Origin of the sequence: Lacinutrix sp. (genome assembly GCF_023299985.1) — a bacterium.
Classification (GTDB): domain Bacteria; phylum Bacteroidota; class Bacteroidia; order Flavobacteriales; family Flavobacteriaceae; genus Lacinutrix.
In genome coordinates, this window is record NZ_JALZVX010000230.1 from 1 (window position 1) to 24,971 (window position 24,971).

Annotated in this window: 28 protein-coding genes; 19 read left to right on the plus strand and 9 right to left on the minus strand. The window is 30.7% G+C overall.

The window, feature by feature from the left end; translation table 11 throughout:
* Both obgE and Q0C58_RS12260 read right to left on the minus strand, forming a co-directional pair.
* Positions 1–807 (minus strand): GTPase ObgE (gene obgE / locus Q0C58_RS12255; RefSeq protein WP_290702083.1); only part of this gene is annotated, 807 nt, incomplete at its 3' end.
* A 70-nt stretch (positions 808–877) separates the two neighbouring features.
* Positions 878–1,987: an adenylate kinase gene (locus Q0C58_RS12260; protein WP_290702085.1), complete on the minus strand. Its 1,110-nt coding sequence runs from the start codon at positions 1,985–1,987 to the stop codon at positions 878–880.
* A gap of 126 nt (positions 1,988–2,113) precedes the next feature.
* Here Q0C58_RS12260 and Q0C58_RS12265 point away from each other — a divergent pair, with 126 nt between their 5' ends.
* A complete protein-coding gene (locus tag Q0C58_RS12265; RefSeq protein WP_290702087.1) occupies positions 2,114–3,268 on the plus strand; it encodes a 5-(carboxyamino)imidazole ribonucleotide synthase in 1,155 nt (384 codons plus the stop codon).
* A 112-nt stretch (positions 3,269–3,380) separates the two neighbouring features.
* Here Q0C58_RS12265 and Q0C58_RS12270 read toward each other — a convergent pair whose 3' ends face one another.
* The 4 genes from Q0C58_RS12270 to Q0C58_RS12285 all read right to left on the minus strand — a co-directional run bounded on the left by Q0C58_RS12270 (position 3,381) and on the right by Q0C58_RS12285 (position 6,603).
* The gene (locus Q0C58_RS12270; RefSeq protein WP_290702089.1) at positions 3,381–4,784 is read right to left on the minus strand and encodes a LytTR family transcriptional regulator; all 1,404 of its coding nucleotides are present in this window, start codon (positions 4,782–4,784) and stop codon (positions 3,381–3,383) included.
* A gap of 21 nt (positions 4,785–4,805) precedes the next feature.
* Entirely contained in the window at positions 4,806–5,141 is a 336-nt protein-coding gene (locus Q0C58_RS12275) for a hypothetical protein (RefSeq protein ID WP_290702091.1), read from the minus strand.
* Positions 5,142–5,237: 96 nt separating this feature from the next.
* The gene (locus Q0C58_RS12280) at positions 5,238–5,744 is read right to left on the minus strand and encodes a hypothetical protein (RefSeq protein ID WP_290702094.1); all 507 of its coding nucleotides are present in this window, start codon (positions 5,742–5,744) and stop codon (positions 5,238–5,240) included.
* Between the two features lie 49 nt (positions 5,745–5,793).
* Complete coding sequence (locus Q0C58_RS12285) at positions 5,794–6,603, minus strand: hypothetical protein (protein ID WP_290702097.1); 810 nt, start codon at positions 6,601–6,603, stop codon at positions 5,794–5,796.
* Positions 6,604–6,869: 266 nt separating this feature from the next.
* Here Q0C58_RS12285 and purE point away from each other — a divergent pair, with 266 nt between their 5' ends.
* The 13 genes from purE (at position 6,870) to Q0C58_RS12350 (ending at position 16,586) form a co-directional block, all read left to right on the plus strand.
* Positions 6,870–7,352 carry a 5-(carboxyamino)imidazole ribonucleotide mutase gene (purE, locus tag Q0C58_RS12290; RefSeq protein ID WP_290702100.1) on the plus strand — a complete coding sequence of 161 codons (483 nt, stop codon included), beginning with the start codon at positions 6,870–6,872 and terminating at the stop codon, positions 7,350–7,352.
* 374 nt (positions 7,353–7,726) lie between these two features.
* A complete protein-coding gene (locus Q0C58_RS12295) occupies positions 7,727–9,757 on the plus strand; it encodes a M3 family metallopeptidase (protein ID WP_290702103.1) in 2,031 nt (676 codons plus the stop codon).
* A gap of 135 nt (positions 9,758–9,892) precedes the next feature.
* Positions 9,893–10,672, plus strand: coding sequence for a hypothetical protein (locus Q0C58_RS12300; protein ID WP_290702106.1), 780 nt, complete (start codon positions 9,893–9,895; stop codon positions 10,670–10,672).
* Between the two features lie 57 nt (positions 10,673–10,729).
* A complete protein-coding gene (locus Q0C58_RS12305; protein WP_290702109.1) occupies positions 10,730–11,233 on the plus strand; it encodes a MarR family transcriptional regulator in 504 nt (167 codons plus the stop codon).
* Positions 11,234–11,288: 55 nt separating this feature from the next.
* The gene (locus tag Q0C58_RS12310) at positions 11,289–11,660 is read left to right on the plus strand and encodes a hypothetical protein (protein ID WP_290702111.1); all 372 of its coding nucleotides are present in this window, start codon (positions 11,289–11,291) and stop codon (positions 11,658–11,660) included.
* A 1-nt stretch (position 11,661) separates the two neighbouring features.
* Positions 11,662–12,561, plus strand: a complete 900-nt coding sequence (locus Q0C58_RS12315; RefSeq protein WP_290702114.1) for a TIGR01777 family oxidoreductase — start codon at positions 11,662–11,664, stop codon at positions 12,559–12,561.
* A gap of 11 nt (positions 12,562–12,572) precedes the next feature.
* Positions 12,573–13,451, plus strand: a complete 879-nt coding sequence (locus tag Q0C58_RS12320) for a methyltransferase domain-containing protein (protein ID WP_290702117.1) — start codon at positions 12,573–12,575, stop codon at positions 13,449–13,451.
* Positions 13,452–13,458: 7 nt separating this feature from the next.
* A complete protein-coding gene (locus tag Q0C58_RS12325; protein WP_290702121.1) occupies positions 13,459–13,848 on the plus strand; it encodes a DoxX-like family protein in 390 nt (129 codons plus the stop codon).
* On the plus strand, positions 13,838–14,575 hold the full coding sequence (locus Q0C58_RS12330) for a DUF2071 domain-containing protein (RefSeq protein ID WP_290702124.1): 738 nt from the start codon (positions 13,838–13,840) through the stop codon (positions 14,573–14,575). The genes Q0C58_RS12325 and Q0C58_RS12330 overlap by 11 nt, the downstream gene beginning before the upstream one ends.
* Positions 14,566–15,318, plus strand: coding sequence for a methyltransferase domain-containing protein (locus Q0C58_RS12335; protein WP_290702126.1), 753 nt, complete (start codon positions 14,566–14,568; stop codon positions 15,316–15,318). Before Q0C58_RS12330 ends, Q0C58_RS12335 begins: the two co-directional genes overlap by 10 nt.
* 12 nt (positions 15,319–15,330) lie before the next feature.
* Positions 15,331–15,726 carry a hypothetical protein gene (locus tag Q0C58_RS12340; RefSeq protein ID WP_290702129.1) on the plus strand — a complete coding sequence of 132 codons (396 nt, stop codon included), beginning with the start codon at positions 15,331–15,333 and terminating at the stop codon, positions 15,724–15,726.
* 46 nt (positions 15,727–15,772) lie between these two features.
* Positions 15,773–16,327: a sigma-70 family RNA polymerase sigma factor gene (locus Q0C58_RS12345; protein WP_290702132.1), complete on the plus strand. Its 555-nt coding sequence runs from the start codon at positions 15,773–15,775 to the stop codon at positions 16,325–16,327.
* Position 16,328: 1 nt separating this feature from the next.
* Complete coding sequence (locus tag Q0C58_RS12350; protein ID WP_290702134.1) at positions 16,329–16,586, plus strand: glycine dehydrogenase; 258 nt, start codon at positions 16,329–16,331, stop codon at positions 16,584–16,586.
* Here the strand turns inward: Q0C58_RS12350 and Q0C58_RS12355 are convergent.
* Complete coding sequence (locus tag Q0C58_RS12355) at positions 16,563–17,393, minus strand: hypothetical protein (RefSeq protein WP_290702137.1); 831 nt, start codon at positions 17,391–17,393, stop codon at positions 16,563–16,565. The two genes, Q0C58_RS12350 and Q0C58_RS12355, sit on opposite strands and share 24 nt — an antisense overlap.
* Positions 17,394–17,511: 118 nt before the next feature.
* Between Q0C58_RS12355 and gcvP the strand changes: the two genes are divergently transcribed.
* The 5 genes from gcvP to Q0C58_RS12380 all read left to right on the plus strand — a co-directional run bounded on the left by gcvP (position 17,512) and on the right by Q0C58_RS12380 (position 23,872).
* Entirely contained in the window at positions 17,512–20,361 is a 2,850-nt protein-coding gene (gcvP, locus tag Q0C58_RS12360; protein WP_290702140.1) for an aminomethyl-transferring glycine dehydrogenase, read from the plus strand.
* A 103-nt stretch (positions 20,362–20,464) separates the two neighbouring features.
* A complete protein-coding gene (locus Q0C58_RS12365; RefSeq protein ID WP_290702143.1) occupies positions 20,465–21,523 on the plus strand; it encodes a 3-oxoacyl-ACP synthase III family protein in 1,059 nt (352 codons plus the stop codon).
* 11 nt (positions 21,524–21,534) lie between these two features.
* Positions 21,535–22,071 carry a methyltransferase gene (locus Q0C58_RS12370; protein WP_290702146.1) on the plus strand — a complete coding sequence of 179 codons (537 nt, stop codon included), beginning with the start codon at positions 21,535–21,537 and terminating at the stop codon, positions 22,069–22,071.
* 75 nt (positions 22,072–22,146) lie between these two features.
* Positions 22,147–22,998, plus strand: coding sequence for a glycosyltransferase family 2 protein (locus Q0C58_RS12375; RefSeq protein WP_290702149.1), 852 nt, complete (start codon positions 22,147–22,149; stop codon positions 22,996–22,998).
* A 22-nt stretch (positions 22,999–23,020) separates the two neighbouring features.
* On the plus strand, positions 23,021–23,872 hold the full coding sequence (locus Q0C58_RS12380) for a glycosyltransferase family 2 protein (protein WP_290702152.1): 852 nt from the start codon (positions 23,021–23,023) through the stop codon (positions 23,870–23,872).
* A gap of 46 nt (positions 23,873–23,918) precedes the next feature.
* Here Q0C58_RS12380 and Q0C58_RS12385 read toward each other — a convergent pair whose 3' ends face one another.
* Together Q0C58_RS12385 and Q0C58_RS12390 are read right to left on the minus strand one after the other, a co-directional pair.
* Positions 23,919–24,728 carry a DNA/RNA non-specific endonuclease gene (locus Q0C58_RS12385; protein ID WP_290702155.1) on the minus strand — a complete coding sequence of 270 codons (810 nt, stop codon included), beginning with the start codon at positions 24,726–24,728 and terminating at the stop codon, positions 23,919–23,921.
* On the minus strand, positions 24,728–24,971 hold a 244-nt coding region (locus Q0C58_RS12390; protein WP_290702158.1), incomplete at its 5' end, for a tetratricopeptide repeat protein. The genes Q0C58_RS12385 and Q0C58_RS12390, both read right to left, overlap by 1 nt.

The window sequence follows — 24,971 nt, forward strand, 5'->3', positions numbered from 1 at the left end:
GTAACGACGTAATTCATCTAACAAAATATCATATTGCTTTTTAATATCTGGCGCATCTGCAGGTATTAAAAACAGTAAAATAGAGTTTCGTTCTATATGGCGTAAAAAGTAATAACCAAGTCCTTTACCTTCGGCTGCTCCTTCAATAATTCCAGGAATATCTGCCATTACAAAACTTTGAAACTCACGATGTTTTACAATACCTAAGTTAGGCTTTAATGTAGTAAACTCGTAATCCGCAATTTTAGGTTTTGCAGAAGTAATTACAGATAAAAGTGTCGATTTTCCTGCATTTGGAAAACCAACCAAACCAACATCTGCCAATAATTTAAGTTCTAAAGTAATGTCCTTTTCTTCCATAGGAATTCCAGGCTGTGCATAACGTGGTGTTTGGTTTGTAGAGCTTTTAAAATGCCAATTTCCACGACCACCTTTTCCACCTAGAGCTACAATGCGTTCTTCTCCTTCTTCTGTAATTTCAAAAAGTGTTTCGTCTGTTTCTGTATCTTTAACAACTGTTCCTAAAGGCACTTCTACGTACATATCTTCTCCATCTGCACCAGTACTTCTGCCACTACTTCCACTTCCTCCATGTCCAGCACGAATGTGCCTTTTAAACTTTAAGTGTATTAATGTCCAAAGGTTAGTGCTTCCTCTTAAAATTACGTGACCTCCTCGTCCTCCATCTCCTCCGTCTGGACCACCTTTTGCTAAATACTTCTCGCGATGTAAGTGCGTAGAACCTTGACCTCCTTTTCCAGAGGTAACGTGCATTTTTACGTAATCAACAAAATTTCCTTCAGTCATTATTTCTAAGTTAAAAGTTATGAGTTAAAAGTTAAAAGTTGGCTTACTCATACGCCTAACTCGATTGCCTTTATAGCTTATCTATAGCATTACATAAACGCTCTGTAATAGCTTCTACACTGCCAAAACCATCTACACCGTAATATTTTCTTTGTGCTGAAAAATAATCTTTCAAAATGGCTGTTTTTGTGTAATATTCTTTAATTCTATTTCTAATAATACTTTCGTCTGCATCGTCTGCTCTTCCGCTAGATTTCCCACGTTCCAATAGCCTTTGAACTAACACTTCGTCTTCTACCTCTAAAGCAATCATAGCATTAATTTGAGAGTCTTTACTTTCCATCAGCTTATCTAATGCTAATGCTTGTGCATTAGTTCTTGGAAAACCATCAAAAATAAAACCGTTAGCATCTGTATTTTTCTCAACTTCAGCGTTTAGCATGTCTATAGTAACCTGATCTGGCACTAATTCACCTTTATCTATAAACGATTTAGCTAAAGTCCCTAAAGCTGTTTTATTTTTTATGTTAAACCTAAACACATCTCCTGTAGAAATATGAACCAGATTATATTTTTCCTTTAAAAAATTAGCCTGTGTTCCTTTGCCTGCTCCTGGAGGACCAAATAATACTAAATTTGTCATGTGCTGTGTTGTTTTTATTTGATAAACTTCTGGCATGTCTCTTCCTAATCCATCATAATCTAAGCCATAACCAACTATAAATTTATTAGGAATTTCTATACCAACGTAATGTAATTTAAAGTCTTTTTTATATGCTTCAGGCTTGTAAAACAACGTTGCAATTAGCAATTGCTTTACACCTTCATTTTTAAAGATTCTATGTATTTCTTGAAGCGTTTTACCTGTATCTATAATATCTTCAAGAATAACAACTGTTCTTCCTGTTAAATCTTGAGTTAAACCTATTAAACGCTGAATATCTTCTGAAGACTTAACTCCTTCATAAGACGCTAGTTTAATAAAAGTAACTTCACAAGGTTTTGGATATTTTTTCACAAAATCGCTAACCACCATAAACGAACCATTGAGAACGCCTACAAAAACAGGAATTTCATCTCCTAAATCGTTGGCGAGATCTTTAGCCATTTTAGACACAGCTGCATCTATTTCTTTAGCAGAAATAAAAGGCTTAAAACATTTGTCGTGAAGCTTGATCATTGTATTCGTTTTATGAAAGTGGCAAAGATACGTATTTGTTAATCGAATTACCATTTTTGCCTTATCATTTTAGGGCAGTTTTGTATTTTAAAATGTATTTTTGTTGTAGCAATTTCAACATTAAATATGAACTATTTTTCTTCAGATTTTAAATTAGGTATTCTAGGTGGTGGACAACTAGGCAAAATGATGCTTTATGCTACCAGAAAATTCGACATCCAAACTTACGTATTAGACCCAAGTGAAGAAGCACCAAGCAAAATGGCTTGTAACGCTTTTACAAAAGGTGATTTAATGGATTTTGAAACCGTTTATAACTTTGGTAAACAGGTAGATATTTTAACTTTTGAAATAGAAAACGTTAATGTTGATGCCCTAGAAAAACTAGAAACAGAAGGTATAAAAGTGTTTCCAAGTTCTAAGAATTTAAGAGTAATACAAAACAAAGCAAAGCAAAAATTATTTTATTTAGATAACAATATTCCGACTTCAGAATTTTCACGATTTGCCTATGCTTCAGAAATTGAAGATGCTGTTTTAAATGGTGGTTTAGAGTTTCCGTTTGTTTGGAAAAGTGCACAGTTTGGTTACGATGGTAATGGTGTAAAAGTGGTACGTTCTTTAGACGATTTAAAAGGGTTACCAAAAGATGAATGCATTACTGAAGCACTCATCGATTTTAAAAATGAGTTAGCAGTTATTGTTGCAAGAAATCCAGATGGTGATATAAAAACATATCCTGTTGTAGAAATGGAATTTCATCCAGAAGCAAACCAGGTAGAATATGTTATTTGTCCTGCAAGAATCTCTAAAGAGGTTGCTACAAAAGCACAAGAGATTGCCTTAAAAGTATCTAAAGCTTTTAACCATGTTGGTTTACTAGCTGTCGAGATGTTTCAAACTAAAAATGATGAGATCTTAATAAACGAAGTTGCTCCAAGACCTCATAATTCTGGTCACCAAACTATAGAAGCGAGTTATACGTCTCAATTTGAACAGCATATTCGTGCTATTTTAAACTTACCTTTAGGTAAAACTGAAAGTAAAGTTGGTGGTATTATGGTAAATTTGGTTGGTGCAGAAGGCTATACTGGTGATGTTTTATATAAAAACATTGCAGATATTATGAACATGGAAGGTGTTACACCACACATTTACGGTAAAAAACAAACCAGACCTTTTCGTAAAATGGGACATGTTACTATTGTAAATGAAGATTTAAATACAGCACGTAAAATTGCTGAAGAAGTTAAGAAAACTATTAAAGTGATTGCAAAATAGTTGCTTTATTATTACACTGAGATTCACGAAGTTTACATAGAGATTCACAGAGCCTTTAGGTTATGTGATTACGCGTGTAGTATTTGAGGCAGATTCCACAAATTGCCAAACTCTAAAACTTAAACCCACGAGACAATGGAATATGCGCTCCATTTACCATAAACACCTCTTTACTACTGTATTGTTTTATAAAGTTCTCGTTAACAATATGCGATCTGTGACATTTTATAAAATTTGGTGGTAATTGTTGTTCTATTTCTGAAATTTTACCTCTAACAAATTCTTTTTTTGAAGTTGTGTAAAGATTTAAATAATGCCCATCTGACTTAACATAGATTAGTTCTTTTAAATAGACTTTAGATTTGTTTTTTAGCACAACATAATCGTTAATAACTAAAGATTTTACAGTTTCTAATTCTGTTTTGGCTTTCTTGTTTTCTAGGTTAAGCGATTGGTTTTGCTGGTCAAGAACCTTCTTTTTTCTGTCTGATTTTTTCCATCTTACAAAGGAATATAATGCTAGTAGAAAGACCCCAAATAAGAGAATACTATATATTATTCTGTTTTTATTCAATTTAGTTTCAACCTTAGTTAGTTCTTTTATTTTTCTGTCCTTTTCTTTAGTTTGATATCTAACGTCAGTTTCATAAAAACTACTGTTTTTTTTGAAGTCATCTATAACAACATCTAACTTATCTCTTAAAGCATCTTGATATTTTAAATTTATAGAATCTTTTAAACCATAGTAGGCATTACCTCTATTGTTTGCTAAAAATCTTTCTATTTTTAGTTTGTGTTTTTTATTTGGAATATTATTTGTTTGAGCAAAGTAACTAAGTGCTTTTCTATAATTTTTCCTTTTGTTTTCATTAGCCCCAAGATTAATCAAACAATAGACTTGTCTTAAATAATCTTTATTTTGAGATGCAAATTCTAACGCCTGAAACAAAGAATTTTCTGCTTTATCAAAATTATTAAGCTTGGTATTCAAATTACCTTCGTTTAGCAAAATAATAGAACGGAATTCGTTATCAATCTTATAATAATCTGTTTCCTTTATTATATTAATTTTTTCCTTAGCTAATTTTATTTTTAGACTATCACTAAAATAATCTTTAAACAGTTCGTTTTCTATTTTAGCGTGCCATTTATCAGTGTTATCCTTTTCTGTAAGTTCTTTTAATTCTGTTAAAAAAAATCGTCTATCCTTATCGTAATCTTTTTTACTAGACTCTACACTATGAAGACTAAAAAGTAATTCTCTAAACTTATTTTTGCGTAGAGTTTTCTTTTGTTTTTCGTATTCATAAACTTTATAATAAGATGCGTAAGCTGAATCCTCGCTATTAATACTTTGATATAACTCTCCAATATCAATATACTTATTTGCATCAAACGGTTTGTTTTTTTGACTCTTTTTTAACAACACAATTTGTTCTAGTTCTTTTTCATAGAAATATTCGTAAGAAATAGAATCTATTGGTATTTGTTGAGCTACAACAAATTGTGTAAGCAATATGAAGATTAGTTTCTTCATTTAACTACATACTCCTACAACACCTCCATCTTGACCATGTCTAGGTTCAACATCTAGTTCAATTGATTTTTCAGTTGTTATGAAATCAATCGGAAATACTTTCCCATTATTATGTCTTTTACAACTAAGCCCATATCTCTCAAAAAGTATTTTAAATTTACCAATAACTCTTGTGTCAAGAGAATCCTCAACATCATCAATAAACAAATATTTTCGATAATTCTCTGGCAAATCTTTCATTTTAAGATCTCCTAAATTAATAGGGTTAAACGTTTTTGCGTTTATTTTAAAAATAACGGCTATTTCTCCTTTTTTGTTTTTTATAATTTCTGTCATATTTTTAAAAATTAAAGATTAATAAATACTATTATTGAACTAATTATATAGTTAACTAAACAGATAAAATTTAAAAATAGTCTTTTATCAAACAAGTTAATCATCATTTTCTTCTTGATCAAATATAATTGATTCAGTATTAAAATCATTATTTAGGATTTTTAAGGCAAGATTTCCAATCCAATATGGAGCTGTATTTGCTTTACCCTTAGAACTATTGTTTCCATGACCAAAAGTATAATCGATGGCTTCATTGTCTAAAGCATGTATACTTTCATGAATAATTGTTGCTGCAATATCTTCTGGTTTTCTATTTATTTTTTTTAGATTTAAAAACAAAGTATTTGGAAACCTATGATCTACATAAGCAATTGTATTTCTATATTTTATTGCTCTCCATCCTGAAGGATAAAAAAGATCTATTTTAAATTCTAAGCTCGAATGTTTTATTAATTCTGAAATTATTTTTGGAGAAGCTGTACTTAGATCAAAGCTTTCTTTTAGATTTATTTTGTCATAAAAAACTTGATTTTCAAAAATTGAATTAGCCATTCTTGTTGCTTCTGTGACTTGTTCTTGATTATCATTAAAAATTATTTTCATTAGCCTTAGAGTTTATTATTTATTATTCAGTTTAAATACACCTTTTAGACTACTCGTCTAAGTCTTCTGTAAATTGTGAAAATTGTAAATTTTCATCGCTTGATTCTGGTTTTAACTTGTAATCAATAATAGCATCTTCCATTTCTAGGGTATATGCTTTTACCATAGGTTTAAACTCTTTATCAAAAAACAAAAATGGACGCTTAATTTTTGAAAGACCTATAAGAGGTATAATACCATCTTCAGTATTAACTTTATAGCCAGTAGATTTTTGTTTACTAACTTTGAGACCAAGAGAAGCCTTAGCTAGATCAATAACTGGAACACTAGCATCTGCTTCTAATGTTATTGAAAAATCAGAAGATGTAGAAATTAATATTAAAGCCCTTTTAGTTATAACTCTATCAGTAACTAAAACAAACTCTTTTTTCCATTTATCCTTTGACTTTTTATGAATCTTTAAAAGTTCTTGTCCAAGCTGGTATTTGTTTTCTATCAATTCAAAAACACATTCAGCGCCATTAAAAAAAACAGCGTTTTCTTTAGAAAACTTAACCTCAATAGAAGCATTTGCTTTTACTCCATCTATTGTTCCTTCTGCTTTTGGGTTTAACTGAAATTGAACACCTTTTTTTGATGTGAAAGATTTTTCATCTTTTGTTTCATCTCTTCTGATTTTTATATTAAAATCTTTTAATTCTTCAAATTCGGATATATTACCTAATTGAGTAAAAATATTTCCTTTCATTATTCCATAATCTCCAAGTTGAACTGGAAAACCTGGTTCCCACACTCCATAAAGTACTTTTTGGTTTTTCTTTATCGTATTTACATACACTTTTGCGATTGAATTTCCCATAATATATTTGTGTTTTTAATAAAACCCTCTACAGAAAACCATGTAAAGGGCTTTAAAGTTATTGATTAATAGCAATCCAAAACTGCAACAAAATCAAGGCTTACAAAAATAAATGTCATGAAATGCAGGTTATATATCACGAAATGTAAAAGCGTTTTTAATAAATATTAGATAACCAGTAATTATCACTAAAAACCAATTTATTTAAAGCACTAAAAAACGTACTTTTGTAATATCGAGAGTATTAATTATAACTATAAAACACCATGAGTAAAGTAGGCGTAATAATGGGAAGCGATAGCGACCTTCCAGTAATGCAAGAAGCAATAGATATATTAAAAGGTTTTGATATCGAGGTTGAAGTAGATATTGTCTCGGCACACAGAACACCAGAAAAATTATTCGATTACAGTAAAAACGCACACACTCGTGGCATAAAAGTTATAGTTGCAGGTGCTGGTGGTGCTGCACATTTACCAGGTATGGTAGCCTCTTTATCTCCATTACCTATAATTGGAGTTCCTGTAAAAAGCAGAAACTCTATAGATGGTTGGGATTCTATTTTATCTATTTTACAAATGCCAGGAGGTGTACCAGTTGCAACAGTAGCTTTAAATGGCGCAAAAAATGCAGGCATTTTAGCAGCTCAAATAATTGGAACTAGCGATAAATGTGTTTTAGATAAAATAATGGTTTATAAAGAAGGCTTAAAACTTAAGGTGGAAGCCGCTTCTAAGAAACTAAAATAGTATAAAATAAGAAAGCCCAGTCTCCTGGGCTCTCTATCGCTATTAATCTTTCTATATATGATTTTACTCACATCAAAAAAACTTAAGGCTAAAGTCTTACATTTAACTAGCAACAAAGATTTAATACATAAATAAAAACGTAAATTAGATAAAAAGCATATTTATTCGTTAAAATACATCTTGATTACTACTTATTAGGGTAAAAAAAAAGCCTCAAATAAATTTGAGGCTTTTCATCGCTATTAATCAATAATTTTAAAGAGAGTAACCAACTCTCATGAAAAAATATGTTGCAAACATAAATTATTATTTTCGATTTTTTATATGTTTTTTCACAAATATTAATATATTAATAAAAATCACAGTTTTATACAATGAACATATTAACAAAAAAATTCTCTACCAAATACAATTCGGCACCATTTATTGGTATTGAAAACAAAGACTACAAACCTGCAATTTTAAGTCTTATGGAGGAAGCTAAGCTAGAAATTGAGGCAATTACTAGTAATTTAGACGTTCCTTCTTTTGAGAACACAATTGAAGCTTTAGAGTTTTCTGGTCAGCAATTAGGTCGCGCTACTAGTATTTTTTTCAATCTTAACTCTGCAGAAACTAGCGAAGAGATTCAAAAAATTGCCCAAGAAATCTCTCCATTACTTACAGAATTTGGAAACGACATTACTTTAAATCAAGATTTATTTAAAAAAGTTAAAGCGGTTTACAGCACAAAAGATAGTTTAAATCTTAGTACAGAACAGCAAACATTACTAGACAAAAAATACAAGAGTTTTTCTAGAAATGGTGCTAATCTAAATGAAAGCGACAAAACTAAACTTCGTGATATAGATAAAAAATTAGCCCAATTAAAACTGAAATTTGGAGAAAACATTTTAGCCGAAACTAACAAATACGAGTTACACCTTACTAACGAAAAAGACCTAGCTGGTTTACCTGAAGGCACAAAAGAAGCTGCAAAACAATTAGCAGAAAGCAAAGAAAAAGAAGGCTGGCTAATTACTTTAGATTACCCTAGTTATATTCCTTTTATGACTTATGCTAACAATAGAAAACTTAGAGAACAGCTATCTAAAGTTGCAGGCAGTAAAGCTTTTAAAGGAGACGATTTAGACAACCAAAATATAGTTTTAGAAATTGCAAACTTACGTTTTGAGCGTGCCAATCTATTAGGTTATAAAACGCACTCGCATTTTGTTTTAGAGGAACGCATGGCAGAAACACCAGATACTGTTTTTAATTTTCTAAATGAATTACTCTCTAAAGCTAAGCCTGCAGCAGAAAATGAATATGCAACTCTAGAAAAATTTGCTAAGGATTTAGATGGCATCGACAGACTAGAAAAGTGGGATTCTGTATATTATTCTGAAAAACTAAAACAAAAACTATTCAGTTTAGACGATGAACAATTAAAACCATATTTTAAATTAGAAAACGTTATTGATGGCGCTTTTGTAGTTGCTAAAAAATTGTTCGGATTACATTTTGAAGAAATAAGCGATATCGACAAATACCACGAAGAAGTTTTAACCTATAAAGTAACAAACGAAAATGGTAATTTAGTTTCTATTTTCTATGCAGATTTCTTCCCAAGAAAAGGAAAAAGAAATGGTGCTTGGATGACGAGTTACAAATCTCAATTTGTAAAAGAAAACAAAGAAGAAAGACCACACGTTTCTATTGTGTGCAACTTCACTAAACCAACAAAAAGCAAACCTTCTTTACTAACCTTCAACGAGGTTACAACACTCTTTCATGAGTTTGGTCACGCGCTACATGGCATGTTAGCAAATACAACTTATCCTAGTTTATCTGGAACAAGCGTGTATTGGGATTTTGTAGAGTTACCAAGCCAAGTCATGGAAAACTGGTGCTACGAAAAAGAAGCTTTAGAGCTCTTTGCTAAACACTATAAAACTGGTGAAGTAATACCAATGGATTTAGTTAATAAAATTAAAGAATCTGCTACTTTTCATGAAGGTATGCAAACCTTAAGGCAAATTAGTATTGGTCTTTTAGACATGTCTTGGCATGCTAAAGACCCATCAAATATAAAAGATGTAAAGACATACGAGAATGAAGCTTTTAAGAGCACTAACCTATTTCCAGATGTAAAAGAAAATTGTATGAGTACTGCTTTTGCGCACATTTTTCAAGGCGGTTATAGTTCTGGTTATTACAGTTACAAATGGGCAGAAGTTTTAGATGCAGATGCTTTTGAGTATTTTAAACAGAATGGTATTTTTAATAAAGACATTGCAACTAAATTTAAAGAACATGTTTTATCTCAAGGTGGAACAGAAAACCCAATGACATTATACAAACGTTTTAGAGGTCAAGAACCAAAACCAGAAGCTTTGTTAAAACGCGCTGGATTGATAAAGTAAAACCACCTCTCTCTTCTATTTTATTTCAAAAAATAGAATTCATTCTCCTGCTTAAAAATAAGGAGGAGATTCTATTACACTATTTCAAATAAAACAATCTATAAAGACGTTGAGTTAAAAGCCAACGTCTTTTTTATGAAACTAATTAAACTCTTCCTCCATTTAATTTGGATAATATTATTAACCCTATTCACTCAAGTTGGTGGTGTAATTTGGATAGTAACACAACTACTGTCTAAATTCTTAAAATGGAAAAAGAGCTATACTTTTATTACTTTCTATTTAGTTTGCAACCTATTAATTATTCCACCTTTAGCAAAACAGTTTGGTCGTGAACAATTACCAATTTTTAATGCTAATTTAAAACCTCGAAATGCATTCTATCCTTTATTATTTAGAAATTATGTTACTCCAGAATTAAAAAAAATGCTGCTAAATTCTTCTGAAGCACTCATAAAAGATAATATAAGGATCACCTATTTAGATGCCAACTTTCCATTCTATAATGGTTTTCCTTTACTACCTCATAGAAGTCATAACGATGGAAAAAAGATAGACATTAGTTTTAGCTACAAAACCAAAAACGGAAAAATTACAGACAAAAAACCAGCAGTATCTGGTTATGGTATTTATGTTCAAGATGATAATTACAGCTCCAATAACTGCGTTGAAAAAGGATATTGGCAATACAACTTTCCTAAATATTTAACCTTAGGGAAAATTAACAATTTACAATTCGATACAAATAGTACTGCAAAAATAATCTCTACTTTTTTAAAGCAAACCGAAACAGAAAAAATATTTATAGAACCTTATCTAAAAAACAAACTCGGTTTTAGTAATTATGGTAAAGTAAGATTTCAGGGTTGTAAAGCTGTTAGGCATGATGACCATATTCACCTTCAAATTAAATAATTAAAAATAAACTTTCAATAATTACTGAAAGTTTAATAATTATCATATATTTGCTACATGGATTACTTAGAAGCAAAAAATAAATTTATTAGTACTTGGGGAAGTTTAGGCTCTCTTTGGGGAATTAACAAGGCTATGGCACAAATACAAGCATTGCTTTTTATTTCTACTAAACCACTATCTATGGAAGAGATTATGGAAGAACTTAAAATTTCCCGTGGTAATACCTCTATGAATTTAAGGCAATTAATGGATTGGGGAATAGTAACCAAAACATTAGTTGCAGGAGAACGCAAAGAGTTTTTTACTACAGAAAAAGATGTACAAGAATTGGCGAGAATTGTTGCAAAAGAAAGAAGCAGACGCGAAATTAAACCAGTTATTAAAATATTAAATGAAGTATCCTCTATTAAAAAAGACGGATCAGAAAAAACCAAAGAGTTAATAAAACAAACAAGAGCTTTACACGAATTAACAGAAACTATGGATAGTATGATAAACAAATTAGTAGACCAAAAACAAAACTGGATTACTAAGTCTGTTTTAAAATTATTCAAATAAAAAAATTTAAATATAACTTTCAATTTTTTCTGAAAGTTTAAAATAATTAGAAATTATGAAAAACATACACAATATCAATAAAGGATTAATAATCACAAACATCATTCTTGGTTTTACAATTTATTTTGGATTACTTTTTTTAATACCATTAGGGATTTCACAAATAATAATGGCAATAAGAATGGTAATAGATGAAAAAAAACTAACTAAAGAAATAACTTCTTTACTTACCATTTACTGTATATCATCAACATTAGTTCTAATTATTTTGTTTTTTATGTACACAACATTAATACCTGGTAGCGAAGGATTATTTCTACTAATAATGATTATTTCAGTCCTATTAGCTTTTCTTCATTTATATATAACCTATTTAGTTAAAGAAATGATTACTAACAAAAATCAATTAATATCTAAACATTTATAATATGAAAACAATCATCATAGCAGGTGGAAGTGGTTTTTTAGGACAAGTTTTAGAACACTATTTCACACAGAAAAACTACAACATAAAAATATTAACGCGAAACCCAAAACGCGCTAACGATATATACTGGAACGCAAAAGATTTAGGTGATTGGAAAAACGAATTAGAAAATACAGAGGTTCTAATTAACCTTACTGGTAAATCTGTAGATTGTCGTTACACTAAAGAGAATAAAAAACTAATTCACGATTCGAGAATAGACTCAACAAACCTTTTAGGCTTGGCAATAAATTTATGCGAAAATCCACCAAAAACTTGGTTTAACTCTTCAACAGCAACAATATATCGTTATTCTTTACACAAACAAATGACTGAAGAAAACGGAGAAATTGGTGACGACTTTTCCATGAATATTGCTAAGTCTTGGGAACAATCGTTCTACAACATTACCAATCCCAAAACAAGAAAAATAGCGCTTCGTGCTTCTATTGTTATGGGTAAAAATGGAGGTGCTTTAATACCTTTAAAAACATTAACAAAATTTGGTTTGGGAGGCAAGCAAGCTTCAGGAAAACAGAAAGTAAGCTGGATTCATGAATTAGATTTTGCAAGAGCTATTGATTTTCTAATTGATAATAAAGATTTGGATGGTAACTTTAATCTTTCGGTTGTAAACCCAACAGATAATTACACACTAATGAAAACCATGAGAAAAGCATTAAAAATGCCAATTGGTATTAATCATCCTGTTTGGCTACTAAAATTTGGAGCTAAGGTAATTGGCACAGAAGTAGAACTAGTATTAAAAAGTAGAAACGTTATACCCAAGCGATTACTAGATAATGGTTTTAAATTTAAATATAAAAACATAGAATTAGCATTAACCAATTTATTAAAATAAAATATCTTGTTATGAAATCAATAACACTAAAACGCACAGAAAAAGTAGAAAACATAAAAATAGAAATGATAGATTTCTATAACGAAGCTACAGAGGATTACGAGTTTTGGAGTAAGGATTTAAACATGCATTTTGGATATTACAGTCCGTTTAAAAACAATCCATTTGCAAGAAACACAATGCTAAACGAAATGAATAACCAGGTATTAAAACGCCTAAACATTAGTAGTGAAGATAAATCAAATTTAATAGATTTAGGCTGTGGTGTTGGTGGCACTATGCGTTATGCACTAAAAAAATACAAGAATTTATCTGCTGTTGGTGTAACACTTTCCAATTTTCAAGTAGAAAAAGGAAATGAATTATTAAAAGGTAAAAAAGGAACTATTGTAAATGAGAATTACAACCATACTTCATTTAAATCAAACACATTTAATGTTGCTTTGGCTATAGAAAGTTTATGCCATTCTGGACATAAAAAGGAATCTTTAAAAGAAGCTTACCGTGTTTTAAAACCTGGAGGACGCTTTGTAATCGCAGATGCATTTTTAAAAAAAGAAGAATCTAAATTATGTTATGGCGCACAGTACTCTCATCGTAGGCTATGTGACCACTGGAGTTTAAAAAATTTAGGCTTTATTAGTAATGTAGTAATAGATCTAGAAAACTTAGGTTTTAAAAATGTAAAAGTTGAAGATATTTCATTTAGAGTGGCACCATCTGTACTTCATGTTCCTTTTACTATTGTTGGATTTATTCTTAAAAAATTGTTTACATTAAACTCGCTTAAACGAGAAAGTTTACATAATTTAAAAGGGTCTTTTTATGCGCTTCTTTCTGGATTACACATGAAAAGTTTTGGCTATTATATAGTAAGTTGCACAAAATAAAAAAAGCATGAAACACCCAATATTACACAATATTATTACCGTTTTTATTGCTCTGGTTTGGCTTATTAATGGGCTGTATAGTAAAGTTTTAAATCAAGTACCAAGACACGAAGCCATTGTGGCAAAGATTCTAAACACAGAACATTCTAGAATAATAATTATCACTATTGGTATTTTAGAAGTTTGTATGGCAATCTGGATTTTAATCAAATACAAGCAAAAATTAAATGCAATCATCCAAATAGTAATCGTACTAACTATGAATATTATAGAATTTATTAGAGCGCCAGAACTACTACTTTGGAATAAACTTAATATCGTTTTTGCGTTATTATTTATTGCAATAGTATATTTAAACAATTTTCATTTTAATAAAAAAGAAAGCAATGTTATCTAAACTTAAAAATCATCCATTTGCTGTTCAAGCTTTTTTTAAAAGCTCTACTGTGTTAACCTTTGCCGTTCCTAAAGAGGAATTAGAAAGTTTAATTCCAGACTGTTTAACATTAGATACTTTTCAAAACAAATGGGCTTTTGTAGCTGTTGCCATGGTGCAAACTACAGATTTAAGACCAAAAGGTTTTCCTAAATTTATGGGTAATGATTTTTTTTTAATTGGCTATCGTATTTTTGTACGTTACACCAATAAAAAAGGAAAACGACTACGTGGCTTGTACATTATAAAGTCTGAAACTAATAAAAATAAAATGGCTTTTATGGGTAATATTTTTACACACTATAACTATACAACCACAGATGTAAATCAAGAAGTTACTAAATATAAAAATGAAATATCCTCTAAACATTCAAACTTTAAAATAGTAATAGACACCAAAGAAACCGATGCGGCTTTACCTATAAACTCTCCTTTTGATAATTGGAAAGAAGCGAGACGTTTTGCAGGACCTTTACCTTTTACATTTACCTATAATGAAGACACTAAAGAAGTTTTAATTATACAAGGTGTAAGACAAAACTGGAAGCCAAAACCTATTAAAATTGAAAATTACAATATTGAATTTTTAAAGACACTAAAACTCAAAAATCACGTTTTAGCAAATGCTTTTATAATAGAAAACATTCCATATCAATGGAAAAAAGGACAAATTGAATTATGGAAATAAAAAGAAAAAAATTTCAAGGCGTATTAAATATTTTAAGCTTCAATAGACATTTCTATGTTATTGGCTTAAGTGTATTAACATTAATTATAATTGGCTTTTTATATTTTGAATGGTCTAGACTACTACTTTGGATTATAATAATTGCATTTATTTATGGCTTAATAATACCTTTAGTCGTTTCAGCATATGTTTACGATTATTCTGGATATTATAATTTTAATTGGTTACAAAAATTAGATTTAGAAGATACTAATGCACAACTAATATTAAATATAAATGCAGGTTTTGATGAAACTAGTTTTAGTCTTAAAGAAAAATTTCCGCTTTCAAATTTACAAGTTTTCGATTTTTATAATGCTAAAAAACATACAGAACCAGCAATTGTAAGAGCTAGAAAAGTAACTATAGAATACCCAAACACGCAACAAATAAACACAGACTATATACCATTAAAAGACAAATGTGTAGATATTATTTTTTTACTTTCTGCAGCACATGAAATAAGATCTAACATCGAAAAAGTAAAATTTTTAAAAGAATGTCACCGAGTTTGTAAACCAAATGGCAAAGTAATAGTAGTAGAACATTTAAGAGACTTACCTAATTTCTTTGCGTTCTCTATTGGTTTTACTCATTTCTTTTCAAAAAACACATGGAACAGTGTGTTTAAAAAAGCTGGTTTTAATAATGGAACAGAAACTAAATTCACACCTTTTATGTCCATTTTTAGCTTTAAACCGTAATCTAAAACAGTTATGTATCTACATTTAAAAATAATAGGTTTATTATTAATGGCTCTTGCATTAATTCATATAATATTTCCAAAATACTTTAATTGGAAAAAAGAACTTAAAGCGCTAAGTCTAGTAAATAGGCAAATGATGACTATTCATACTTTTTTTATTGCACTAACCGTTTTTTTAATGGGCTTGCTTTGTTTTACTTCTGCAACAGAAATAATAGAAACAAAACTTGGTAATAAAATAGCGCTAGGTTTTGGTTTTTTCTGGACTATTAGGGCGTTTATGCAGTTTTTTGTTTACTCTAGTAAACTTTGGAAAGGCAAAGAATTTGAAACCGTAGTACATATCTTATTTTCTATATTCTGGATTTACTTAAGTACCGTATTTTTAATGATATATTTTAAATAACGTTAAAACAATTCTTTTTCTTTATTTTTGTTAAAAATTGTAATCAATGCCAGATCACAAAATAGATCCAAACCAATGGATTAGTTTGTATAGCGACTACTTATTTAACTACACCGTTTCCCGTGTTAGTGACAGAGAAGTAGCTCAAGATTTAATATCCGAAACTTTTTTAGCTGGATTAAAGTCTATGAAAAACTTTAAAGGTGAAGCCAGTGAACGCACATGGCTAATATCTATTTTAAAAAGAAAAATAATAGATCACTATCGTAAAATTAATTCTAAAAAAGGCAAAGCCGAAGTAAGAATGAGCTACAATAGTGACACAGAAAGCGAAGGAGATTGGCTGGAAGAACGTGTTGCAGACCCTTTTGACAAAACTGCTGAAGACAGTATAGAAAACACAGAATTAGGTATAGCGATACATAATTGTTTAGATAAATTACCTGCGAAACAAGCTCAAGTTTTCGAAATGAAGACTATTTTAAATTACGATACTGAAGCTATTTGTAATGAATTAAATATTACTGCGTCTAACCTATGGGTAATCATTCACAGAGCAAGAACTGCAATGGGTGGTTGTCTTGAAAAAAATTGGTTTTAAAATGGAAAATAAAATATTTTTAAGCTGTGATGAAGCAAATCATACTTGCGATAAAACACAGTATAACGACGCCACAATCTGGGAGAAAATTAAGTTAACTTTTCATTTAGCTTTTTGCGGAGCGTGTAGAAAGTACACACAAAACAACAATAAACTTACTAAGTTAGTAGTAGAAAAACCTATTAAGTTAAATACTTCAGAAAAATCGGAACTACAGTCTGCTTTTGAGCAAGAACTAGTAAAACAGAATAATAAGTAGCCAAATTATTGGAATACTTTCAACCCAAAAGGAACTGTAATAACGGTTCCTTTTCTTGTTTGCAAATATTAAGAAAAACAAGGTTAAGCAAACCAATATTAAGTTTCCAATATTATTTAAATAAGTTGAAAAATCTTTAAAAAATTCAACAAAAAAGAAAAACAATAATAAAAGAGATCCTATTATTTTTGTAAGCTTCACTCCTATTCTTTGAGGTATTGTAGCTAGTTTTATGCTATCATATTTTAAATCTCTAATTTCAAAAGGCAACATTAAAACAATAACAAAAACAAACCGCTGAAAAGCAGTAATATAAACATCTACATTCCAGTCAAAATCATTATTAATTAATGGTAAAAACACAGTAACACCTGCCCAAACTAAAGCTATTATATAAACTTTGAGTCCACTAATAGCGCGTAAGTTTTGCTGATTGTCTAAATAAAAATTCTTCGGAATAAACGGAATGGCATATAAGAAGGTAACCAAGCCAAAAATAGCAATATAACCTAGCGTTATTAAAGGTAATTGAAAAGTATAATAACAGAGTAACACAAAACAAATAAGCGAAAATACCTGAATAGCTTTTAGTGCATCTGTTAAACTTCGATGGTGAAATTTTGCAATACCAAAATACTTCACAAAATTATAGCCTGTTATTGTTGCAAAAAAAATAAAAAACAAGATGTTTTCATCATACAAAATGTTGAACTCTCGCAAGGTTATCCAGCTTAAGGAATACACTGCTAAAGCTACGTGAATACTACTATTCAAATAAAAATCGAAAAGTTGTTTAATTATTCGCATTAAACAAAGTTAATCAAACTGTTAATAACCATGGTTTTTGGTTAAAAACTTTCATTTTTTTAAGAAAAAATAGTTTAAGTTTTCAGTATTTTTGTACAATTAAATTTACACAATTATTATGGATACAAATTCTTTCGCATTACGTCATATTGGACCAAGAGAAAACGATCAAAAATTAATGCTCGATGTTATTAATGCAGACAGTATGGATCAGCTTATTTACGAAACTATCCCAGACGATATTCGTTTAAAAGCCGACTTAAACTTGGATTCTGCAATGAGTGAATTTGAATATTTATCTCACATTAACGAGCTATCTAAATTAAACAGCATATATAAAACTTACATTGGCTTGGGTTACCATCCTACTATTTTACCTGCTGTTATTCAACGTAACATTTTAGAAAATCCAGGTTGGTACACAGCTTACACGCCTTACCAAGCAGAAATTGCTCAAGGTCGTTTAGAAGCCTTGTTAAACTTCCAAACCATGGTTACAGACCTTACTGGAATGGAGCTAGCAAACGCCTCTTTATTAGACGAAAGTACAGCTGCAGCAGAAGCTATGAGTTTACTTTTTGCTGTTCGTGAACGTCCACAAAAAAAAGCTGGTATCAATAAATTTTTTGTTTCTGAAACCATTTTACCACAAACCTTATCGTTATTACAAACGAGATCTACTCCAATTGGTATAGAATTAGTAGTCGGCAACGAAAATGACTTTGATTTTTCTTCAGAATTTTTCGGAGCAATCCTTCAATATCCTGGAAAAAACGGACAAGTTAGCGACATAAAAACATTTATAGAAAAAGCAAAAGCAGCAGCTATTAAAGTTGCTGTAGCTGCAGATATTTTAAGCTTAGTAAAACTAGAAGCACCAGGTAAATTTGGAGCAGACGTTGTTGTTGGTACAACACAACGTTTTGGAATACCTTTAGGTTATGGAGGTCCTCACGCTGCATATTTTGCAACTAAAGAAACTTATAAACGAGATATTCCAGGACGTATAATTGGTGTTACTAAAGATGCCAATGGAAACAGAGCTATGCGTATGGCTCTACAAACACGCGAGCAGCATATAAAACGTGATCGTGCAACTTCTAATATTTGTACAGCACAAGTACTTCTTGCCGTTATGGCTGGAATGTACGCTGTGTATCATGGTCCAAAAGGCTTGACATATATTGCAGACCAAGTTCACAATACAACTTCAACCTTAGCAAATGCTTTAGTTAAATTAGGAGTAGAACAAACAAACACCTCTTTTTTCGATACTATCCAACTAAAAGCAAACGCTTCTACCATTAAGTCTTTAGCTGAAAAACAAAAGATTAATTTTTATTATCCAAATGAAGAAACCATTACTATTTCTATAAATGAAACAACAAAGCTTTCAGATGTAAATGAAATAATTTCAATTTTTGCTGAAGCATTAGGAAAAGATACTTTTATAGTAGATAGCATTTCTGAAGCACAGAACATTTCTGAAGCACTTCAACGTAAAACAGACTTTTTAACACTAGACATTTTTAACACACATCATTCTGAAACAGAATTGATGCGTTATATAAAAACTTTAGAACGCAAAGATTTATCATTAAATCACTCCATGATTTCTCTTGGCTCTTGTACCATGAAATTAAATGCAGCAGCAGAAATGTTGCCATTAAGTTCACCTAATTGGGGAAATGTACATCCTTTTGTTCCAATCGAACAAGCAAAAGGTTACTTAACTGTTTTAAAAGAACTAGAAGACCAATTAACCGAAATTACTGGTTTTTCAGGCACCTCTTTACAACCAAATTCTGGTGCTCAAGGAGAATATGCAGGTTTAATGGTTATTAAAGCGTACCATGAGTCTCGTGGAGATCACCATAGAAATATTTGCTTAATTCCATCATCTGCACATGGTACAAATCCTGCAAGTGCTGTAATGGCTGGAATGAAGGTTGTAGTAACCAAAGCTAATGAAGAAGGTAATATTGATGTTGACGATTTACGTGAAAAAGCAGAATTACATAAAGATAATTTAGCTGCTTTAATGGTAACGTATCCATCTACACATGGTGTTTACGAATCTGCAATCAAACAAATTACACAATTAATCCATGATAATGGTGGACAAGTATATATGGATGGTGCAAACATGAATGCTCAAGTAGGCTTAACAAATCCTGGAAATATTGGTGCAGATGTTTGCCATTTAAACTTACATAAAACCTTTGCTATTCCTCATGGAGGAGGAGGACCTGGCGTTGGACCAATTTGTGTTGCAAAACAACTAGTCCCATTTTTACCAGGAAATCCATTAATAAAAACTGGAGGAGACCAAGCAATTACAGCTATTTCTGCAGCTCCTTTTGGCTCTTCTTTAGCTTGTTTAATTTCTTATGGTTATATAAAAATGCTAGGTGTTAAAGGTTTAAAAAAATCTACCGAAGTTGCCATATTAAATGCAAATTATATAAAAGAACGTTTACAAGGTGCTTTCGAGACTTTGTATTCTGGAGAACGCGGTCGTGCTGCACACGAGATGATAATAGATTGTCGTCCATTTAAAGAAAACGGTATTGAAGTTGTTGATATCGCAAAACGTTTAATGGATTATGGTTTTCATGCACCAACGGTATCGTTTCCTGTTGCAGGAACCATGATGATTGAGCCTACAGAAAGCGAAAGCAAGGCAGAAATGGATCGTTTTTGTGATGCTATGCTATCGATTAGACAAGAAATTTCTGAAGCAAATAAAAATGACAATAATAATCCATTAAAAAATGCACCACACACAATGGCTATGGTAACAAGCGATGAATGGCTTCTACCATACTCTCGTGAGAAAGCTGCTTTTCCTTTAGAATACGTGCATGACAATAAGTTCTGGCCAAGCGTAAGACGTGTTGATGATGCTTATGGAGACCGAAATTTAATATGTACTTGTGCGCCAATTGAGGCATATATGGAAGCATAACATGCTGTTGAACATCGTAAAATAGTAGGGCAATAAATTAACGTTTCAAGAAATGTTAGTATATTGCCTTGTTTGTTTCTTAATAAATAAGAAATCCCTACCTATGAGTATAAAAATAACTGGAACAGGAAGTTTCATTCCAAGTCAAATTGAAAAGAACGAAAACTTCTATAATCATGAGTTTATTAATGTGGATGGTTCTGCAATTAATAATACTAATGAAGTTATTGTCGAAAAATTCAAAGCCATTACTGGAATTGAAGAAAGACGGTATTTAAAAGCGTCTTTAGTAAATTCTGATATGGCATTTTTTGCAGCCAAAAAAGCAATTGAAGATGCAAAAACTGATAAAGAATCTATAGATTATATTATTGTTGCGCAAAACTATGGCGATATTAGGCATGATTCTTCACAAAGTGATACTGTACCAAGTTTAGCCTCTCGTGTAAAGCACTTATTAGGCATAAAAAATCCAAGATGTGTTGGCTACGATTTGTTGTTTGGTTGTCCAGGTTGGATTGAAGGTATTATTCAAGCAAAAGCATTTATCGCTTCTGGATTGGCTAAAAAATGTTTAGTTATAGGCTCTGAAACTTTATCACGTGTTGTAGATAAGCATGACAGAGATTCCATGATTTATAGTGATGGTGCTGGTGCAGTTATTATAGAAGCATCTAATGAAGAAGGAGGTATAATAAATCACGAAACTGCGACTTTTACTTTAGACGAAGCACATTTTATTTACTTTGGAGAAACTAACAAACAAGACACTACAAATAAGCGTCGTTATATTAAAATGCATGGTCGTAAAATCTATGAATTTGCTTTAACCAATGTACCACTAGCACTAAAATCTTGTTTAGAAAAAAGTGGTTACAAAATTGAAGATGTTAAAAAAATCCTGATTCATCAAGCCAATGAAAAAATGGATGAAGCCATTGTAAAACGTTTTTACAAATTGCACAAAACAGAAGTACCAGATGGTATAATGCCAATGATTATAAATACGCTTGGAAATTCTAGCGTTGCAACTGTACCTACTTTGTATGATATGATTTTAAAAGGAAAGCTAGAAAATCAAGAGATAAATAAAGGAGACCTTATTATGTTTGCTAGTGTTGGTGCTGGCATGAATATTAACTGTATTGTTTACAAACATTAAAATAACATTTCTTGTACGAAGGTAAATTTCCACATAAAAGATACAAACTTACTTATCAATTTTTAGAAAAACACATATCTAAAAATGAGACTATTCTTGATTTAGGCGTTGAAAATCCGTTTACAGAGGTCATGAAAAATGCTGACTTTAAAATCGCAAATACTTTTGGTGAAGATTTAGATGAAGACACCTCAGAAATTGAAAACTCAAACGCTACAGTTGTTACCGCTTTTGAAATTTTTGAGCATTTATTATCACCATACACTGTTTTAAAATCAATAAAAGCAGATAAGTTAGTGGCAAGCATTCCAATGCGCTTATGGTTTTCTTCAGCTTATAGAAGTAAAACCGATAAATGGGATAGACACTACCATGAATTTGAAGATTGGCAGTTTGATTGGCTTTTAGAAAAGGCAGGATGGAGAATTGTTGATCGTCAAAAATGGACCAACCCAACTAAAAAAATTGGTTTCAGACCAATTTTACGCTACTTCACCAATAGATATTATATTGTTTATGCTGAAAAAGTTTCAAATTCCAAAACCTAATCTCTAAAATCCAAAAACTTACTCGATTGGTTTTGGAATTTGGAATTTGGAATTTTAATATTGTAATTTGTTTTCATGAATATTTACATTGTCATTCCTGCACATAATGAAGAAGATTGCATTGCATTAATGCTTCATTCTTTGGCAAACCAAACACTTTTACCTAAAAAGGTAATTGTGGTTAATGACGATTCTACAGATAATACTCAGCAAATAATTGATGCTTTTTCATCTAAAAATAGCTGGTTACAAGGTGTTTCAATTAAATCCTCAAAAGAACATATTCCAGGTAGCAAAGTAATTAATGCATTCTATAAAGGTTTTGAAACATTAGATGATGACTACGACATTATTTGCAAGTTTGATGCAGATATTATTCTACCAGAAAATTATTTAGAATCTATTGTAACCCTTTTTAATACCTATAAGAAAGTTGGTATTGCTGGTGGACTAGCTTATATTAAAAAAAATAAAACATGGGTTTACGAGACTGTTGCATCTAAAGACCATGTTCGCGGTCCATTTAAAGCCTACCGAAAAGAATGCTTTAAAGCGATTGGAGGATTAAAACAAAGTATTGGTTGGGACACGGTAGATACACTATTGACTAAATATTATGGATGGACAGTAAAAACAGACCAAACATTACATGTTAAACATCTAAAACCTACAGGACAATCCTACTCTAAAAAAAGTGCATTACTTCAAGGTGAAGCCTTTTACAAGATGCGATATGGTATTATAATTAGCGTAATTGCAGCTTTAAAAAAAAGTATTAAAAATCGTAGTTTTTTAATACTAGTAAATGATATAAAAGGTTTTTGTAAAGCTAAACGGAACAAAAAAGATTTTTTAGTTTCTAAGGCTGAAGGAAAATTTATTAGAAAACTACGTTGGAAAGGCATAAAACAAGCATTTTTTGGTTAATTTCAATTTTTAAACTTATTATTTGAATTTTTACATCGTCATACCTGCACACAACGAAGCTAGTTTCATAACAAAAACTTTAGAGTCGTTAGTTTCGCAAACTTTACAACCAAAACACATTGTTGTGGTAAATGATAATTCTACTGATAATACACAAACCGTTGTAGAACAATTTGTAAAAAAGCACGATTATATAGCGTTAGTAAATATTAAATCTTCAAACACTCATTTACCTGGATCAAAAATTATTAATGCCTTTTACAAAGGTTTTGAAACCTTAAATAGCAACTATGATGTTATTTGCAAATTTGATGCAGATTTAATTTTCCCAAATCAATATCTCGAAACTTTAGCTAAACATTACCAATCTAACAAGGCTATTGGTATGGCCTCTGGATATTGTTATGTAGAGCATAAAGAAAAGTGGATTAGAGAGCAAATTACTGGCAAACTACATATTCGTGGTGCTTTAAAAAGTTACACTAAACAGTGTTTTTTAGACATAGGAGGATTAAAAAAAGATATGGGTTGGGATTCTATAGACGAAATATTAGCCAAGTTTTACAAATGGGAAATGTTACTAGACAACACGCTAAAAGTAAAACACTTAAAACCAACTGGAGCAAATTATAGTAAACAAGCTAAATTCTCTCAAGGCGAAGCTATGTATAAAATGCGTTACGGATTTGTACTTACCTTTATTTTAGGTACTTATTTTACTTTTAAAAGAGCAAATTTGAGTGTCTTTAAAAATTATGTTTTAGGTTATTTAAAGGCAAAAAAAAACAAATTAGAACCATTTATTACAAAAGGTCAAGGCCGTTTTGCGAGACAACAGAGATGGATTGGGTTTAAAAACAAATTAGGTTTATAGCGTTTTCTAACTTAACAGAAGGCTATTGTACACTAATAAAAAAAATCTAATTAAAACTCCAATTCTTATAACTACTTGAAGATTCTAACCTATTCTCTTTACTATCTTCTAATTCTGAAAAGAAATCTATTCCAGTTAGTGCTTCTACCTCATCTACAGAGACCACAAACTTATACAAAGGCGCTTTAGACTCTTTATGATCTATTAAAAAAGCAAGCATTTTTGTTTCTCCCGAATTATTATCTATAATTACTTTATAAAATTGATTTGGCACTGCAACCTTTTCACTACCTATAGTTTTCATATTTCCTTTTAAAACTCCACCAGAAACTACAAAAACGCCGTCGTATTTTCCTGCCCAATAACGTGTTTTTTGTTCTAGACGGTTCCAAACTCCTGCATTAAAATCGTGCTTTTGAGGAGATATATTACTTGTTAAAAATGTTTCGTCGTGTGCTTGTTTACTGTACTTCCTATCTGCTGCTGGACATAAATGCCCTTTATCGTAACCAGATTTTTTATAGTTTCCCCAATGTGCTGCTTTTGTTTTTACAGCATTATCTATTTCAAAATAAGGACGTTTAAAATTAGTGCTAGATAAGTGCGTTTTTTTAAGCTCGTAAGCAACCCATTCTGCTTGTTCGTGTGGCTCACTATAACTTAAACTGTAACCTTCGTGATGCACTATTTGTCCTGTAGTACTTGTTGGTAAAAAGTAGTCGTTGGTGTCTTCTTTGCTTATTGTTCCTCCTGCTACAACTACTGCTTCTTCCTTATTAACAAAGTATTCTTTAATTAATAAAGATGCTAATATTATTATTGCTGTAAGTATGGAATATTTGGTTTTATTAGTCATTATTTTTTTAATTCTTTTAAAAGCTCCCTTGCTTCTACATGATTAAAATGTTTGGGACTGTAGGCACTAATCTCAAACTCTTTTATTGCATTTTCTCGATCATCCATTTTTAAATAGGTTAATGCTTTATACCAATAGCCTTTAGATTGATCCATGGTTTTAGAATCTATTATTTTTTGAAAGTTTTTTAAAGCTTCGGTATAATTTTCTAGTTCTAATTGCGATACTCCTAAATATAAAAAT